The sequence below is a fragment of the Blastococcus sp. MG754426 genome (assembly GCF_021699055.1).
GTDB lineage: Bacteria > Actinomycetota > Actinomycetes > Mycobacteriales > Geodermatophilaceae > Blastococcus.
Genome location: NZ_SSXC01000093.1, coordinates 1 through 14398 on the forward strand (window position 1 = coordinate 1; position 14398 = coordinate 14398).

General features: G+C 73.7%; 16 protein-coding genes. 8 read left to right on the forward strand and 8 right to left on the reverse strand.

Annotated elements, in window-relative coordinates:
- Both E9549_RS20470 and E9549_RS20475 read right to left on the reverse strand, forming a co-directional pair.
- Positions 1-186 (reverse strand): hypothetical protein (locus E9549_RS20470; RefSeq protein ID WP_236828433.1); only part of this gene is annotated, 186 nt, incomplete at its 3' end.
- A gap of 143 nt (positions 187-329) precedes the next feature.
- Positions 330-1232, reverse strand: a complete 903-nt coding sequence (locus E9549_RS20475; RefSeq protein ID WP_236828434.1) for an alpha/beta hydrolase — start codon at positions 1230-1232, stop codon at positions 330-332.
- 162 nt (positions 1233-1394) lie between these two features.
- Between E9549_RS20475 and E9549_RS20480 the strand changes: the two genes are divergently transcribed.
- A complete protein-coding gene (locus E9549_RS20480; RefSeq protein WP_236828435.1) occupies positions 1395-2354 on the forward strand; it encodes a helix-turn-helix domain-containing protein in 960 nt (319 codons plus the stop codon).
- On the opposite strand, the gene E9549_RS20485 is transcribed toward E9549_RS20480, so the two are convergent.
- Both E9549_RS20485 and E9549_RS20490 read right to left on the reverse strand, forming a co-directional pair.
- On the reverse strand, positions 2345-3220 hold the full coding sequence (locus E9549_RS20485) for a hypothetical protein (protein ID WP_236828436.1): 876 nt from the start codon (positions 3218-3220) through the stop codon (positions 2345-2347). The genes E9549_RS20480 and E9549_RS20485 overlap by 10 nt on opposite strands.
- Positions 3221-3258: 38 nt before the next feature.
- Positions 3259-3798, reverse strand: a complete 540-nt coding sequence (locus E9549_RS20490) for a DUF6318 family protein (RefSeq protein WP_236828437.1) — start codon at positions 3796-3798, stop codon at positions 3259-3261.
- Between the two features lie 195 nt (positions 3799-3993).
- On the opposite strand from E9549_RS20490, the gene E9549_RS20495 reads away from it, so the two are divergent.
- From E9549_RS20495 to E9549_RS24335, 3 genes are read left to right on the forward strand one after another with little or no spacing between them, the layout of a single operon-like run.
- A complete protein-coding gene (locus tag E9549_RS20495) occupies positions 3994-5526 on the forward strand; it encodes a class I adenylate-forming enzyme family protein (RefSeq protein WP_236828438.1) in 1533 nt (510 codons plus the stop codon).
- A gap of 46 nt (positions 5527-5572) precedes the next feature.
- On the forward strand, positions 5573-6622 hold the full coding sequence (locus tag E9549_RS20500) for an LLM class F420-dependent oxidoreductase (RefSeq protein WP_236828439.1): 1050 nt from the start codon (positions 5573-5575) through the stop codon (positions 6620-6622).
- Entirely contained in the window at positions 6619-7770 is a 1152-nt protein-coding gene (locus E9549_RS24335; RefSeq protein WP_236828440.1) for an acyl-CoA dehydrogenase family protein, read from the forward strand. The genes E9549_RS20500 and E9549_RS24335 overlap by 4 nt, the downstream gene beginning before the upstream one ends.
- Here the strand turns inward: E9549_RS24335 and E9549_RS20510 are convergent.
- Genes E9549_RS20510 through E9549_RS20520 form a run of 3 tightly spaced genes read right to left on the reverse strand, consistent with a single transcriptional unit; the run spans position 7767 to position 9740 of the window.
- Positions 7767-8192 (reverse strand): hypothetical protein, encoded by a 426-nt coding sequence (locus E9549_RS20510; RefSeq protein WP_236828441.1) that lies wholly within the window; start codon positions 8190-8192, stop codon positions 7767-7769. The two genes, E9549_RS24335 and E9549_RS20510, sit on opposite strands and share 4 nt — an antisense overlap.
- Positions 8193-8242: 50 nt before the next feature.
- Complete coding sequence (locus tag E9549_RS20515) at positions 8243-9277, reverse strand: glutathione S-transferase family protein (RefSeq protein ID WP_236828442.1); 1035 nt, start codon at positions 9275-9277, stop codon at positions 8243-8245.
- Between the two features lie 43 nt (positions 9278-9320).
- On the reverse strand, positions 9321-9740 hold the full coding sequence (locus E9549_RS20520) for a DUF1810 domain-containing protein (RefSeq protein WP_236828443.1): 420 nt from the start codon (positions 9738-9740) through the stop codon (positions 9321-9323).
- 21 nt (positions 9741-9761) lie between these two features.
- Between E9549_RS20520 and E9549_RS20525 the strand changes: the two genes are divergently transcribed.
- From E9549_RS20525 to E9549_RS20540, 4 genes are all read left to right on the forward strand, one after another.
- Positions 9762-10379: a TIGR03086 family metal-binding protein gene (locus tag E9549_RS20525; RefSeq protein WP_236828444.1), complete on the forward strand. Its 618-nt coding sequence runs from the start codon at positions 9762-9764 to the stop codon at positions 10377-10379.
- Between the two features lie 99 nt (positions 10380-10478).
- Entirely contained in the window at positions 10479-10784 is a 306-nt protein-coding gene (locus E9549_RS20530) for a hypothetical protein (RefSeq protein ID WP_236828445.1), read from the forward strand.
- 121 nt (positions 10785-10905) lie between these two features.
- A complete protein-coding gene (locus tag E9549_RS20535; RefSeq protein WP_304505816.1) occupies positions 10906-12315 on the forward strand; it encodes a DUF4407 domain-containing protein in 1410 nt (469 codons plus the stop codon).
- Between the two features lie 215 nt (positions 12316-12530).
- Entirely contained in the window at positions 12531-13025 is a 495-nt protein-coding gene (locus E9549_RS20540) for a hypothetical protein (protein ID WP_236828446.1), read from the forward strand.
- Positions 13026-13083: 58 nt separating this feature from the next.
- Here E9549_RS20540 and fmdA read toward each other — a convergent pair whose 3' ends face one another.
- On the reverse strand, positions 13084-14337 hold the full coding sequence (fmdA, locus tag E9549_RS20545) for a formamidase (protein ID WP_236828447.1): 1254 nt from the start codon (positions 14335-14337) through the stop codon (positions 13084-13086).
- Between the last annotated feature and the right edge of the window lie 61 nt (positions 14338-14398).

A 14398-nucleotide genomic window follows, 5' to 3' on the forward strand; every position in this document is an offset into this window, starting at 1 on the left:
CGAGCGGCGGCGGGCGAGCGCGGCGATGGCCTCGGCGCGCTGGGCGGCGTGCCGGGCCTCGCGGGCGTCGGCGGCCCAGATGTCGGCGACCAGTTCCAGGTCGCTCAGCCCGCAGGCGTCGGTGTCGGGCACCCAGGGGACCGGGTCGCCCTCTTCCGGCGCGCGGGGTGGCTCACCGATGAACACACCCGGACCGTAGAGCGAGCCACTGACAGTTATTGCTGGTCAGCGACTCGGTGGCAGGGTGCTGCCCACGCAGCCACCGGGCCCGAGAGCCCCCGCCGTCGGGCACACCGCCGTCTTCGAGCTGCCTGGGCGTCGGGTCGCCGTCAGCCCAGGTGGGTGCGGAACCAGCGCAGCTGGGCCGGCGCGGAGACGGCGAAGGAGTCGCCCACGTACGCGTCGAAGTGCCCGACCGGCAGCACGACGAGTTCCTTGGGCTGCCTCGCGCGCTCGTAGTACTCGAGCGTCAGGTCGGCCACCGTGAGGTGGTCCTTCGCGGCGACGACCACCATCAGCGGCGTGGGAGAGATGTCGGCGATGTAGGCGCCCGGCTCGTACTCGACGAACATCTCCACCGACCGCAGGGTGACCTCGTTCCGCCAGGACGGCGCCCGGTCCTGGACCGGTCCGAAGAAGAAGTCGTGGGTGTCCTCGGTGGGGAGGGCCGCCATCTCGGCCGGGTCCTTCTCGTAGGCGACCTGAATCATGGCCGGGTCCTGGCCCGCGTATCGGGCGGCGCGATCGGCGTCGAACGCGGCGCGCAGGCCGGCGAAGGCGTCGGCGCGGATCAGGCGGCGGGCGTTCTGCAGCCCGCTGACCAGCGGCACCTGCGAGACGACGGCCTTCACCCGGCGGTCGAGCGCTGCGACGACGAGCACGTGGCCCCCGCTGTAGCTGGACCCCCAGATGCCGACCCGGTCCGGGTCCACCCAGGGCTGGCCGCACGCCCAGGTGATCGCCGTCCGGTAGTCGCGCACCTGCTGCCAGGGGTCGATCTCACCCCGCGGCGTGCCGTCGCTCGCGCCGAGGTTGCGGTTGTCGTACACCAGCACGCCCAGCCCGCCGGCGGCGAAGTGCTCGGCGAAGTCGTCGAGCAGGTGCTCCTTGACGGCGGAGAAGCCGTGGGCCATCACCACGAGCGGTGCCGGGCCGTCGACGCCGTCGGGGGAGTAGTGCCACCCGCGCAACGTCACGCCGTCCTCGGTCCGGAACTCCACGTCCTCGCGCATGTCGCCTCCTCGTGCGGCCGTCGTGGCCGCTCCCCCCGACGGTCGCCGATCCCTCTGCGCCGATCGCGACGATGCGTGCAGCCCGACGGTCGTTCCGTGCGGCCTTGCATGCGGTGTCCCGACGCGGTTGCATGCCGGCACGGCGGCGGGAGGACGACGGCGATGGCGCTGCAGGCGGTGTCGTGGAGCCCGGCCGGGGTGCCGGCGGTCGACCGGGTGGACGCCTGGCAGGAGGCGATCAGCGCCACCCACCTGCCGTGGGCCCTGCGGCCCGGGCAGTCGGACGGACGTGGGCCGACCGAGAGCCTCGTCGACTACCGCGTCGGCGACCTCGCCCTGGTCGACTGCCGGTGCGGGCCGTGCGCCGGGCACCGAGGCCGCGCAGAACAGGCGCGGACCGACACGGACACCCTCGGCATCCTGTTCGTGCGGGACGGAGAGGAGCTGATCGAGGCCGGCGACGAGCGCGTGATCGTCCGACCCGGCTCGGCGCTGGTGTGGCGCAGCAGCGAGGCCGTCCGGTTCGTCGTACCCGGTCCGCTGCACAAGTGGACGCTCCTCCTGCCGGCGATGCGAGTTCCCGCGCTGGCCAGGCCCGGCGTGCGGCTGATCGAGGGCAGTGGCGTCCGGCTCCTGATCGGGTTGCTCGGCACGACGCTGGAGTCGGCGAGCACCCTGGACGACGCCATGGGCCTCCCGATCGCTGACGCCGCCGTCGACCTCCTGACCGGCGCGCTGCCGGTCGACGCCGTCCCCGGCGATCCCACGGCCGCGACCTGGGTGCGGGTGAGCGCCTACGTGCGGCAGCACCTGTCCGACCCGGAGCTGTCCCCGGCGCGGATGGCCGCGGCCGGGTTCGTCTCGCTGCGGTCGCTCTACGCGCTCTTCGCGGCCCGGGATGACACGCCGGCCCGTTACGTGCGCCGGCTCCGGCTCGCCGCCGCGCGACGGACGCTGGAGCGGGCCGGGACGCGGGTGACCGTGGCGGAGGTGGCGCACGGGTGCGGCTTCCGCGACCAGGCCACCTTCGGCCGGGCGTTCCGCGCCGCGTACGGCTGCACCCCCGACGAGGCACGGCGGGCGGCCAACACCAGAACCGGCCGCAGTCCGAGTCAGTCGTAGGGGTTGGTCAGGACGGTCCGGGCCTGGAGGACGTCGAAGGTGACCGGTGGGCCGTCGGTCGTGGTGGTCCCGGGGACATCAGCTTCGGCGCTGCCGTCGACGGTGAAGGTGGCGCCCCAGGTGACGGTCAGGTGGGCGGTGTAGGTGCCCGACCGGTAGCTGTGCTCGATGGTGTGGTCGGGGTAGGGGGCGCCGGGGTCGGTGGTCGTGATCTGGCCGGTGGCGTCGCCGGTGTGCCAGGTGAACTGCTCCGCGGTGGCCTCGATGACGAGGGTGAATCCGCGGATGTCGACCGTGAACGTCTGGGTGGTCGGGGAGTCGGTGTAGAAGATGACCGGCAACCCCGTCAGGCCGGTGCCAGGCGGCTGGTGCCGGGTCGTGAGCTGGGGAAGAGGCAGGCGCTGAAAGTAGGAGAGGACTTCCCCCGCGGAGGGCGGCGGATTGAGCGGCGTGATGTCCAGGCAGCCCTGTCGTACATCGATCCAGTCGCCCACTGGGTCGCCGGGTTCCAGCCCAGCGGGTACGGGAACAGGAGTGCCGTCTCCGAGCGGCAGTACAGTGCCATCGGATCGTACGACGCGACGCTGCTGAACGACCAGGTACTGAACGACCCGCCCCGGCTCTTGGGGGCACTCGCGGAAATCCATGGCCGAGCAGCCGCCCTGGCGTTCGTCTGAGAGCGCGCAGAGATGCCGCAGTCGCCAGGCGAAGTTCGCCATCTGCTCCGGACCGCCGGCGACAAGTTCGCCGACGCCGGGTCCCGAGTACCCAACGTCAACTGAACCGTCGCCAACGTCGGTGCTGCCGCAGTCGTCGAACGAGCAAGCGAGCACCGTCGCGTTCTTGCCGCACAGCAGCGCCAGCATCAAGGCGAAGACTGTGAGCGCGCGCGTGCCGAGGCTTCTCATCCCAAGGTGAATCCCTTGACGAGCCAGGAGTGGTCCGCCGAAGACCAAACGAGCGTTATGCCCGAGCTTAGGTTCGGGGCCGGCTCGGCGCGGGACTCAAGAAGGGCCCCCTTCGCATCGAGCAACGAAACTGCTTCTCGTCGGGCGCCGAAGGCGATCATCACCTCGTCCCTGTCGATAAGCGGTGCCGTGACGTCGTTGAGGCTCAACTCCCCGCCCTCGTAGCGGTTGCCGGCGGAGGCTGCGTCGTCGTAGTTGCCTGCGATCCGTAGGCAGTCCTGACATTCCGGCCCGAGAGCGCGTATTTCCTCACCGCTTGGAATGGCGCGCTGGTGGTTGAGGAGGTCGATCCAGTAGCGGAGGAAGGCCTCTGCGCCTGCGGCGTCCTGCGTCCGGGCCTCGTTCGGCATGGGCAGGTCGGCCGGGCCCAAGGGCGGGAGCGATTCGGTGGTCGGCGCAGGCTCCGTCGTCGGCAGGCTCGTGCTGGCCTGCTGCTTCTCCGCGCACCCGGTCAGGAGCACGGTGCTGGCCAGCACGCAGCCGAGCGTCGTCCGGATCAGGCCCCCACGGAGATCACGCACAGCGGGAGACTACGCAGAGTTCTGCGGTATCCGGTTCCGTAACTGTGGACAGCGCCGCGCGTGCCGCCGGATCGGGTGACGCCCCCGCGCAGGAGACCTGACTCACCGGCGCACAATCCCCAGCCGGGACCAGCCGCAGACGGGGGACGCATGAGCACGGAGCAGACGACGGGCACCAGCCCCTTCGACACCAGCGGCATCGAGGTCGGCGCCGACGGCATCCGCCGCTACACCGGCCTCCCGCGCAACGTCGTCCGGGTCCTCGCCGCGCAAGCCGAGCAGCACGGCGACCGCACCGCCATCGTCGAGCTCGGCGGCGGCCGGCTCACCTACGCGGAGCTCTGGCAGCGGGCGATGCGCGTCGCCGGCGGCCTGCGCGACGCCGGCGTCACCACCGGCGACCGGGTCGCCGTCCAGCTGCCCAACGGCGTCGACTGGGTGCTCGCCTTCTGGGGCGCCCAGCTCGCCGGCGCCGTCGTCGTCCCGATGAACACCCGCCTCGCCCCGGCGGAGGCCGACTTCATCCTCGCCGACTGCGGCGCCGCCGCCGTCGTCCGCCCGGGCGAAGCGCTGCCCGACGGCGAGCCGGGCGAGGTGCCCGACCCGCAGCACACCGACGTCGCCGCGCTCTTCTACACCAGCGGCACGACCGGCCGCCCCAAGGGTGCGATGACCACCCACGAGAACTTCCTCAGCAACATCGAGTCGGTCGTCCGCTGCCGCGAGCTCAGCCGCGACCCCGAGATCCGTCACGCCACGCTGATCTCGGTCCCGCTGTTCCACGTCACCGGCTGCAACTCCCAGTTCCTCACCCAGATCGCGCTCGGTGGCACGAGCGTGCTGATGCCGAAGTTCGACGCGACGGCGTTCCTGGCCGCCATCCCCGAGCACGGCATCACGCTCCTGACCAGCGTCCCGACCATCTACGAGCTGGTGCTGCGCCACCCCGACCTGGCGACGACGGACGTGTCCACCGTCCGCACCCTCAGCTACGGCGGCGCCCCCATCGCCCCGGAGCTCGTGCACCGCCTGCGGACGGCGTTCCCGAACGCACGGCTCGGCAACGGGTTCGGCCTGAGCGAGACCAGTGCGCTGGCCACCTTCCTGCCGCACGAGCACGCCGAGACCCACGCCGACGCCGTCGGCTTCCCGACGCCGGTGGACGAGGTGCGCCTCGACCGCCCCGACCCGGTCACCGGCGTGGGCGAGCTGCTCGTGCGCGGGCCCAACGTCGTCGCCGGCTACTGGGGCGACCCGGCGCGGACCGCCGAGACGTTCGTCGACGGCTGGCTGCACACCGGCGACCTCGCGACCATCACCGACGGGATCGTCCGGATCGTCGACCGCGCCAAGGACATGATCAACCGCGGCGGCGAGAACGTGTACAGCGTCGAGGTGGAGAACGCCCTCGCCGAGCACCCCGACGTCCTCGAGGTCGCCGTCGTCGGTGTCCCCGACCCGGTGATGGGGGAGAAGGTCGGCGCCGTCGTTCTGCCCAAGCCCGGCACGGACGCCGGCGAGCTGGTCGCGGGCCTGGCCGCGTTCGCCCGCGAGCGGCTGGCCGACTTCAAGCGCCCCCAGTTCGTCCGCGTCATCGACGGCCCGCTGCCGCGCAACGCCGGCGGCAAGGTGCTCAAGGCCCCGCTGCGCGAGGCGGAGGGCTGGGTGGCCGTCCCCCGGTAGCGCTACGTTGCGGGAGGCCCGACCTCTCGGCGACAGGAGCACCCCCGTGCGCATCGGCATGCCCATCTCCTACGACGGCGGCTACGACCGCACCACGGCCGTCATCGCCGACTTCGAGAAGGCGGGCCTGGACACCGTCTACGTCGCCGAGGCCTACTCCTTCGACGCCGTGAGCCACCTCGGTTACCTGGCCGCGCGGACGACGACGGTGGAGATCGCCTCGGGCATCCTCAACATCTACTCCCGGACGCCGACGCTGCTGGCCATGACCGCCGCCGGCCTGGACTTCCTCTCCGGCGGCCGCTTCACCCTCGGCATCGGCGCCTCCGGGCCGCAGGTGGTCGAGGGCTTCCACGGCGTGCCCTACACCGCACCGCTGGCCACCACCCGCGAGGTCGTGGAGGTCTGCCGCGCGGTGTGGCGGCGGGAGAAGATGGACCACCACGGCGCGCACGTCGACATCCCGCTGACCCCCGACCGCGGCGGCAGCGGCCTCGGCAAGCCCCTCAAGCTGATCAACAAGCCGGTGCGCGAGCGCATCCCGATGCTGCTGGCCGCCATCGGGCCGAAGAACGTCGCGATGGCCGCCGAGCTGTTCGAGGCGTGGCAGCCGGCGTTCTTCCTCCCCGAGGGCAGCGCGGCGGCGTTCGGCGAGGCCCTCGCGGAGGGGACCGCGCGCCGGGACCCGGAGCTCGGGCCGCTGCAGGTCGTCGCCGACAGCCAGTTGCTGATCAGCGAGGACGCCGACGAGCAGGCGGCCGCGCTGGACCGGGTCCGCGCGAAGCTCGCCCTGTACGTCGGGGGCATGGGCGCCCGCGGCAAGAACTTCTACAACGAGCTGGCCGGGCGCTACGGCTTCGCCGACCAGGCGACGACGGTGCAGGACCTCTACCTCGACGGGCGCAAGGACGAGGCCGCCGCGGCGCTGCCCGAGGAGTTCGTCCGCGGGGTCGCGCTGGTCGGGCCGCGGGGGCACGTCGCCGAGCGGCTCGCCGCCTTCCGCGAGGCGGGGGTCACCACGCTGAACGTCACGCCCCTGGCCGCGGAGCACGGCGAGCGGCTCCGCGCGATCGAGACGCTGAAGGCGTTGGCGTGACGGCGCTCCCCGCCCACGAGCAGGAGTTCGTCGCGCTCACCGCCGAGTTCGTCGACCGGCGGGTGCGCCCGCGGGTGGCCGAGTTCGAGGCCGAGGACCGCTACCCGGAGGACTTCGTCGAGGAGATGAAGGCGCTCGGCCTCTTCGGGCTGCTGGTGCCCGAGGAGCACGGCGGCAGCGGCGTGAGCACCGCCTGCTTCGCCCGCATCACCGAGGAGCTCGCCCGCGGCTGGATGAGCCTGGCCGGCGCGATCGGCGGCCACTCGGTCATCTCGCACCTGCTGGCCACGGTCGGCACCGACGAGCAGCGGGCCCGCTACCTGCCGCGCATGGCCACCGGCGAGGTGCGCGCGACGATGGCGCTCACCGAGCCCGGCGGCGGCAGCGACCTGCAGGCGATGCGCACGCACGCCGTCCGCACCGACGACGGGTGGGCGGTCAGCGGCAGCAAGACGTGGATCTCCAACGCCCAGCACTCCGGGCTCATCGGCCTGCTCTGCCGCACCGACCGGGACGCCGTCCCGCCGCACACCGGGATGAGCGTGCTGCTGGTCGAGCCCGGCGAGGGGCTGGAGATCTCCGCGAAGATCCCCAAGCTCGGCTACCGCGGCGTCGAGGCGTGCGAGCTGACCTTCGACGGCATGCGGGTGCCGGACGACGCCGTGCTCGGCGGGGAGCCCGGCCGCGGCTGGGTGCAGATGATGCGCGGCCTCGAGGTCGGGCGGGTGCAGGTCGCCGCCCGCGCGGTGGGGGTCGCGCAGGCGGCACTGGCCGCGGCCACCCGGTACGCGCAGGAGCGCGAGTCCTTCGGCGTCCCGATCTGGAAGCACCAGTCGGTCGGCAACCTGCTGGCCGACATGGCCACCAGGGTGCAGGCCGCCCGGCTGCTGACCGCCGACGCCGCCGGGAAGCTCGACGGCGGCGCCCGCGCCGACATGGAGGCCGGGATGGCGAAGCTGTTCGCCTCCGAGGCCGCCATGCAGGTCGCCCTGGACGCCATGCGGGTGCACGGCGGCTACGGCTACTCCAAGGAGTTCGACGTCGAGCGGTACTTCCGCGACGCGCCGCTGATGATCCTCGGCGAGGGCACCAACGAGATCCAGCGGACGGTCATCGCCGCGCAGTGGATCGCGCGCCACCAGGTCTAGCGGCCCGACCGGTCGACCAGCGGCAGCACCGAGCCCGCGGCCGCCAGGTGCAGGCTCCAGGTGCCCGCGACGGCGCCGTCGTCCAGCGTTGACCGCAGCTCCGCGGCCCAGGTCTCGTCCTCCGCGGTGACCACCGGCTCGCCCGGCCGGCAGAGCGCCAGCGCCAGGTGGCCGGCGCCGCCGAGCTGGTCGTCGACCACCGAGCCGTGCACCTCCCGGACCCCCACCAGCAGGGCGGGTTCCGGGAGGGCCGGCAGGTCGTCGACGGGGACGACGACCGGCAGCTGGCGGCCGTCGGCGGCGAACCAGGTGAGCCACAGGCTGCGGGCGGGAAAGGTGGCCGGGTGCAGCACCGAGCGCCAGCGGTCGGTGAGCTCGGCGGCGGAGCGGACGCGGGCATCGGCGAGGGGGGAGGTCGTCATGCCCGACACCGTGGCAGGTCGCGGGGGCCGGTCACGGAGTTGTCCACAGGTCAGCGGTGGCCGATGCCCCCGGGTCCGTGGTCGGCCGGCACCTGCTCGGCCGGCGGCGGGGGCGGGGGCGGGGTGCCGTCGCCCCACGGCCGGTCGCTGAGCTGGTCGCGGCTGTGCCGCATGAGCCAGCCCGAGGTGTCGGGGCCCTGCGGGATGATCTGCGTCGGGTTGATGTCGGCGTGGACGACGTAGTAGTGCTCCTTGATCTGCGGGAAGTCGATCGTGTCGCCGAACCCCGGCAGCTGGAACAGGTCGCGCGCGTACGCCCACAGCACCGGCATCTCGCTGAGCTTCTGCCGGTTGCACTTGAAGTGGCCGTGGTAGACGGTGTCGAACCGCGCCAGGGTGGTGAACAGCCGGACGTCGGCCTCGGTGACCTGCCCGCCCATCAGGAAGCGGCGGTGCTCCAGCCGCTCGCTGAGCCAGTCCAGCGCGGTGAACAGCCGGTCGTAGGCCTTGTCGTAGGCCCGCTGCGAGCCCGAGAACCCGCACCGGTAGACGCCGTTGTTGACCTCCTGGTAGATCCGCTCCATCACCTCGTCCATCTCGTCCCGCAGGTGCTCGGGGTAGAGGTCGGGGGCGCCCTCGCGGTGGTGGGCGGTCCACTGGGTGGAGAGATCCAGGGTCATCTGCGGGAAGTCGTTGGTGACGACGGCGCCGCTGGGGACGTCGACCATCGCGGGCACCGTGATGCCCCGCGAGTACTCCGGGTCGCGGGCGAAGAACGCCTCCTGCAGCCGCTCGTAGCCCAGCACCGGGTCGCGGCCGCCGGGGTCGAGGTCGAAGGTCCAGCTGCGCTCGTCGTGGGTCGGCCCGCACAGCCCCATCGAGATGACGTCCTCCAGGCCCAGCAGCCGGCGCACGATGACCGCCCGGTTCGCCCAGGGGCACGCGCGCGCAACGACGAGGCGGTAGCGCCCCGGCTCGACCGGCCAGGGGCTGGAGCCGTCGGCGGTGATGCGGTCGGCGATGTACTTGGAGTCGCGCGTGAACTCGGCTTCGACGTACCCGGACCCGCTCTTGTTCTCACTCACCGGTGCAGCCTGCCCGGTGCCGCACCGGCTCACACGCGCGGGCTCAGAGGCGGCTGGTCGTCGCGTCGTCCTCGGCGCCGCCGAAGTAGTGGTCGAGCACCTCGCGGAACACCGGCTGGTCCGGGTCCGCATGCGCGAACAGCGTCATCGAGGAGCGCAGCTTCTGGGCGTCGACCGGGCCGAGCACGGCGTCGGCGTCCTCGGTGTCGAGCGCGGTCATCGCCCGGGCGCACTCGACCAGCCGCCGCCCCAGCACCGGGTGCGCCAGGTAGGCGCGCGCCTCGTCCAGCCCGGAGACCGCGTAGCGCTGGGCCATGCCGCTGCGCCCCAGGCCCTCGACCTGCGGGAAGACGAACCACATCCAGTGCGTGCGCTTGCGGCCGGCGCGCAGCTCGGCGAGCGCCTGGTCGTAGGTCTGGGCCTGGGCGTCGACGAAGCGGCGGAGGTCGAAGGGGTCGCTCACCGGTCCAGCCTCCCGCACGCGATGAGTTCCGGTGCCCCCGGCCGTCCGATCCGCATGGAGACCACGACCCTGGACCTGGGACCGACGGCGGACGAGCTGGCGCGGGTGGTCGCCGGCGTGCGCGACGAGCAGCTGGGCGACCCCACCCCGTGCCCGGGCATGCCGGTGGCGGGCCTGCTCGACCACCTGCTCGGGCTGTCGCTGGCGTTCCGGCTGGCCGCGGAGAAGAGACCGTCCGACGGCGGCCCGTCCGCGGACGCGGCCGCCCTCGCCCCGGACTGGCGCACCCTGCTGCCTGCCCGGCTCGAGGCGCTGGCCGCCGCGTGGCGGCGCCCGGACGCCCGGGAGGGGGAGGCCGAGGTGGCCGGCGTCCGGATGCCTGCCGCGGCGATGGCGCTGGTGGCCCTGGACGAGGTGGTCGTGCACGGCTGGGACCTCGCCGCCGCCACCGGCCAGCCCTACCGCCCGGACCCGGCCGCGGTCGAGGCGTGCACCCTGTTCGTCGGCGACCGCAGCGACCCGGCCGGCGAGCCCGAGGGGCTGTTCGGGCCGGCGGTCCCGGTGCCCGACGACGCCCCCGCCCTGCACCGGCTGCTCGGCCGCACCGGCCGCGACCCGGGGTGGCGCCCGCCCGGCTGAGCCCACATGTCGAAGCCGTGTCATCCGCGGTGCCCGCCGCGTCCGGGTCGGCGCGGCCGGGCACCGGTGGAGGAGGCCCACGGAGGACAGGAGGACTCGATGCGCAGGACCACGCGCGTGCTGGCCGGCGCGCTGCTCACCACCGGGCTGGGGCTGAGCGGCTGCTCCTTCGGCAGCGACGAGCCCGCCACGGACGGCACCGGCGTCCCGGCGGTGTTCGACGAGGAGGAGGTGGGCAGCCCCGACCGGGTCGACGGCGGTGAGGAGGACGCCGACGGCATCGACCGCGGCACCGGCGGCATCGACGAGGACGACAACACCGGGATCGACGACGACACCGGGGAGGACGACGCCGGCAGCGTGGACGGTGGTGCCGGCACCGGGGGCACGAGCGACATCGGATGACCACCCGGCGCCGCCCGCGCCGCTCGCGAGATCGATCACGGTGCCGTGACGGGCTCCGCCTGCCGATGAGCACCCGTGGGTGACGGTCCTCAGCGATCCCCGTCGCCCGGGGGTGCACTGCATGAGCGAGCGACGACGGCGCATCGGCGACGGGCTGGCCGTCCTGGCCGGCGCGCGGCCGGACGTGCTGGCCGCCGCGCCGGGAGCCCGCCCGCGGTTCGTGGCGCTCGGCGGCGTCCTGCTGAGCACCGGCGCGCTGGCCGCGGTCTCCGCGGCGTTCGCCGTCGCCATGGCGCTGAACGTCTGGTGGCCGCTGGCGGTGCTGGTCGGGCTCGGCTGGGGCGCGGTGGTGGTCAACCTGGACCGGATGCTGCTGGTCGGCATGGCGCACGACGCCTCCGTCAAGCGCAACCTCGTCATGGCGGTGCCCCGTGCCGGGCTGGCGCTGGTGCTCGGCGTCGTCGTCGCCACCCCGCTGACGCTGCAGGTGTTCGCCAAGGAGATCGACGCCGAGATCGTCACCATGCAGGCCGAGGCCGCGGACGCCCACCGCGTGGCGCTGGAGTCCGACAGCCGCTTCGCCGGGCTCCCCGGGCTGCGCGAGCGCATCGCCACGCAGGAGGCGGTCGTCGCCAGCGGGGGAGCGGCCGACCCGGGGCTGGCGGTGGTGCGGGACGGCGTCACCGAGAAGCAGGCCGCCTACGACCGGGCGGTGACGTTGCAGCGGGAGCTCGACGCCAAGGCGCAGTGCGAGCTGGACGGCACCTGCGGTACCGGTGACGCCGGGACCGGGGAGGCCTACCACCAGGCCCGGGCCGCCGCCGACGCGCAGGCCGGCGTCGTCACCGCGGCGCGCACCGAGCTCGACGCCGCCGTCGCCGCCGTCGCCGCCGCCGAGGGGCGCAGCGCCGCCCTCGCCGGCTCGTCCCTGGACGCCGACCGGGCCGAGCTCACCCGCCTGACCGCCGAGCTGGACCGGCAGCAGGCCGCCTTCGACGCCGAGAACGAGGGCTCCGGCGGCATCCTGCTCCGGCTGGAGGCGCTGGACCGCCTGGGCGACCGGAACGCGACGCTCGCCGCCGCGCAGTTCATGCTCTCGCTGCTGTTCATGTGCGTCGAGGTGCTGCCCGTGCTCATGAAGCTGCTGCTCAACTTCAGCCCGCCGACCGCCTACGACCGGCTCGTGCAGCTGCGCGACTCCGGCGACGTCGAGCTCGAGGAGATGGCGCAGGAGTCGCGGCGCACCGTGGCCCGGGCCAAGGAGGAGCTGCTCGTGCTCGCCGAGCGGGAGCGGGTCGACCGGCAGAAGGAGGCGATCCTGGCCCGCCGCCGGGCAGCGCTGGCCGAGGTCGCCGCCCGCACCGGGGCCGCGCGGTCGCAGCCGGAGGCGCCCGCCGTCGAGGAGCCGGCCGAGGCGCCCCGCCAGTTGTGGGACACCGGCCCGATCCGCGAGCTCGCCCGCAACGCCGCCGTCCGCACGGTGCGCTCGGTGCGCCGCCGCCCGGCCGACCGGACGCCGACCACCGTCTGACCCCGCACCACCCCGGCGCCCCGGACCTCCGCGAGGTCCGGGGCGCTGTGCGTCCGCTGCCGGTTCCCCGCGCACCGCCGGCCGTGCCGCGGTGCGGCCGCTCGGCTGTGGCAGGGTTCCCGGGGTCAGCCGGCCGGGCCCTCCGCCGCCGGCTCCCCGGTGGTCGCGTGCCGCGGACCCGGGCACCCGCACCCGCAGATGGAGGACGTCACCCCATGAGCACCGACAACCCGAGCCCGACCGGCCCCGCGGCGGGCCCGGGCGAGCCGTACCCGACGGTCGTCCCGCCCGTGCCGGCCGCCGCCGGGCCCACCGACGGCACCGGCACCGGCGTCCTCCCCGGCGGGGTGGTCCCGGGCGCGGGCGTCCCCGGTGGTGCGGCACCCGCACCCGGCGGGCAGCAGGGGAGCGAGCCCGGTTGGGCGTCGCGCAACAGCGGCCTGATCACCGCTGCGCTGGTCGCGGTCGTCGTCGCGGCGATCGCCATCGCCGGGCTCATCCTGTGGCGCGGCGGCATCGACGACGACAACGCCGCCACCGAGGCCGCCGTCGCCCGGGCACTGGCCGAGCAGGGCGGCGAGGTCGAGAGCATCCAGTGCGACGGCGACACGTGCGCGGCGATCGTCGGCGGCCAGGCCTACACCGTGCTCGTCCAGACCGACGAGGACGGCGAGCAGCACTTCGGCGTCGCCGCCTACACCGGCGACTGACCGGCGCATGCAGCGAGCCCCGCACCCGCCCGGGTGCGGGGCTCGCGGCGTCAGCGGGTCAGAAGCTCGACCGCGGGACGCCCATGCCGGGGTCGATGCGGGCCGGCCCCGACGCCGACGGGGTCACGTCGAAGTCGAAGATCCCGGTCGGCAGGTACACCGTCGAGCAGGAGTTCGGGATGTCGACCACCCCGGACAGCCGGCCCTCGATCGGCGCGGCGCCGAGGATCATGTAGCCCTGCTCCGGCGTGTAGCCGAACTTGGTGAGGTAGTCGATCGCGTGCAGGCAGGCGCGCTGGTAGGACAGGTGCGAGTCCAGGTAGCGCTGCTCGTCGTCCAGGGTGACCGACGTCCCGGAGAAGGCCAGCCAGCGCTCGTACCGGGGGTCGACGTTCCCCGGCATGAAGATGGCGTTCTCGCCGACGCCGTAGGTCTCCATGCCGCCCTTGATCAGGTCGACGTGCAGGTCCATGAACCCGCCCATCTCGATGGCGCCGCAGAAGGTGATCTCCCCGTCGCCCTGGGAGAAGTGCAGGTCGCCCATCGAGAGCTTGGCGCCGTCGACGAAGACGGGGTAGAAGACGCGGCTGCCCTTGGTGAGGTTCTTGATGTCCTGGTTGCCGCCGTTCTCGCGGGGCGGCGCCGTCCGCGCGGCCTCGGCGGCGACCCGGTCGTACTCCGCGCCCTCCAGCGTGCCGAGGATCGCGTCCTGGGGCAGCGGCGGCAGCGCCAGCGGGGGGACGCGGTCGGGGTCGGTGTCGATCAGCGCCTGCTCGCGGCGGTTCCAGCGGGCCAGCAGCTCCGCCGAGGGCGCCGTGCCCATGAGACCGGGGTGCACGATGCCGGTGAAGGAGACCCCCGGGACGTGCCGGGAGGTCGCCGTCTGGCCGGAGAAGTCCCAGATCACCTTGTAGGCGTCGGGGAACTGCTCGGTGAGGAAGCCGCCGCCGTTCTGCGTGGCGAAGATGCCGGTGTAGCCCCAGCCCTGCCCGGCCAGCGGCCCGGAGTCCTCCTGCGGGATCGGGCCGACGTCGAGGATGTCGACGATCAGCAGGTCGCCGGGCTGCGCGCCCTCGACGGCGATCGGGCCGCTGAGCACGTGGACGGTGGACAGCGGTGCGTCGCGGACGTCGTCGGCGGAGTCGTCGTTGTGGATCGCCCCGTCGAACCACTCCCGGCAGTGCACCCGGAAGGTGTCACCGGGGCGGACGGTGACGTTGGCCGGGATGTCGGGGTGCCAGCGGTTGTGGCCCACGTACTTCTGGTCGGTGAACTTCTTGGACGAGTCCAGCGGGTAGACGACGTTCGGCACGGCTTGCCTCCTGGTCGGGCGGTGCTGCACCGCCGGTGCAGCGGGGGGGTGGGTCCGGAAG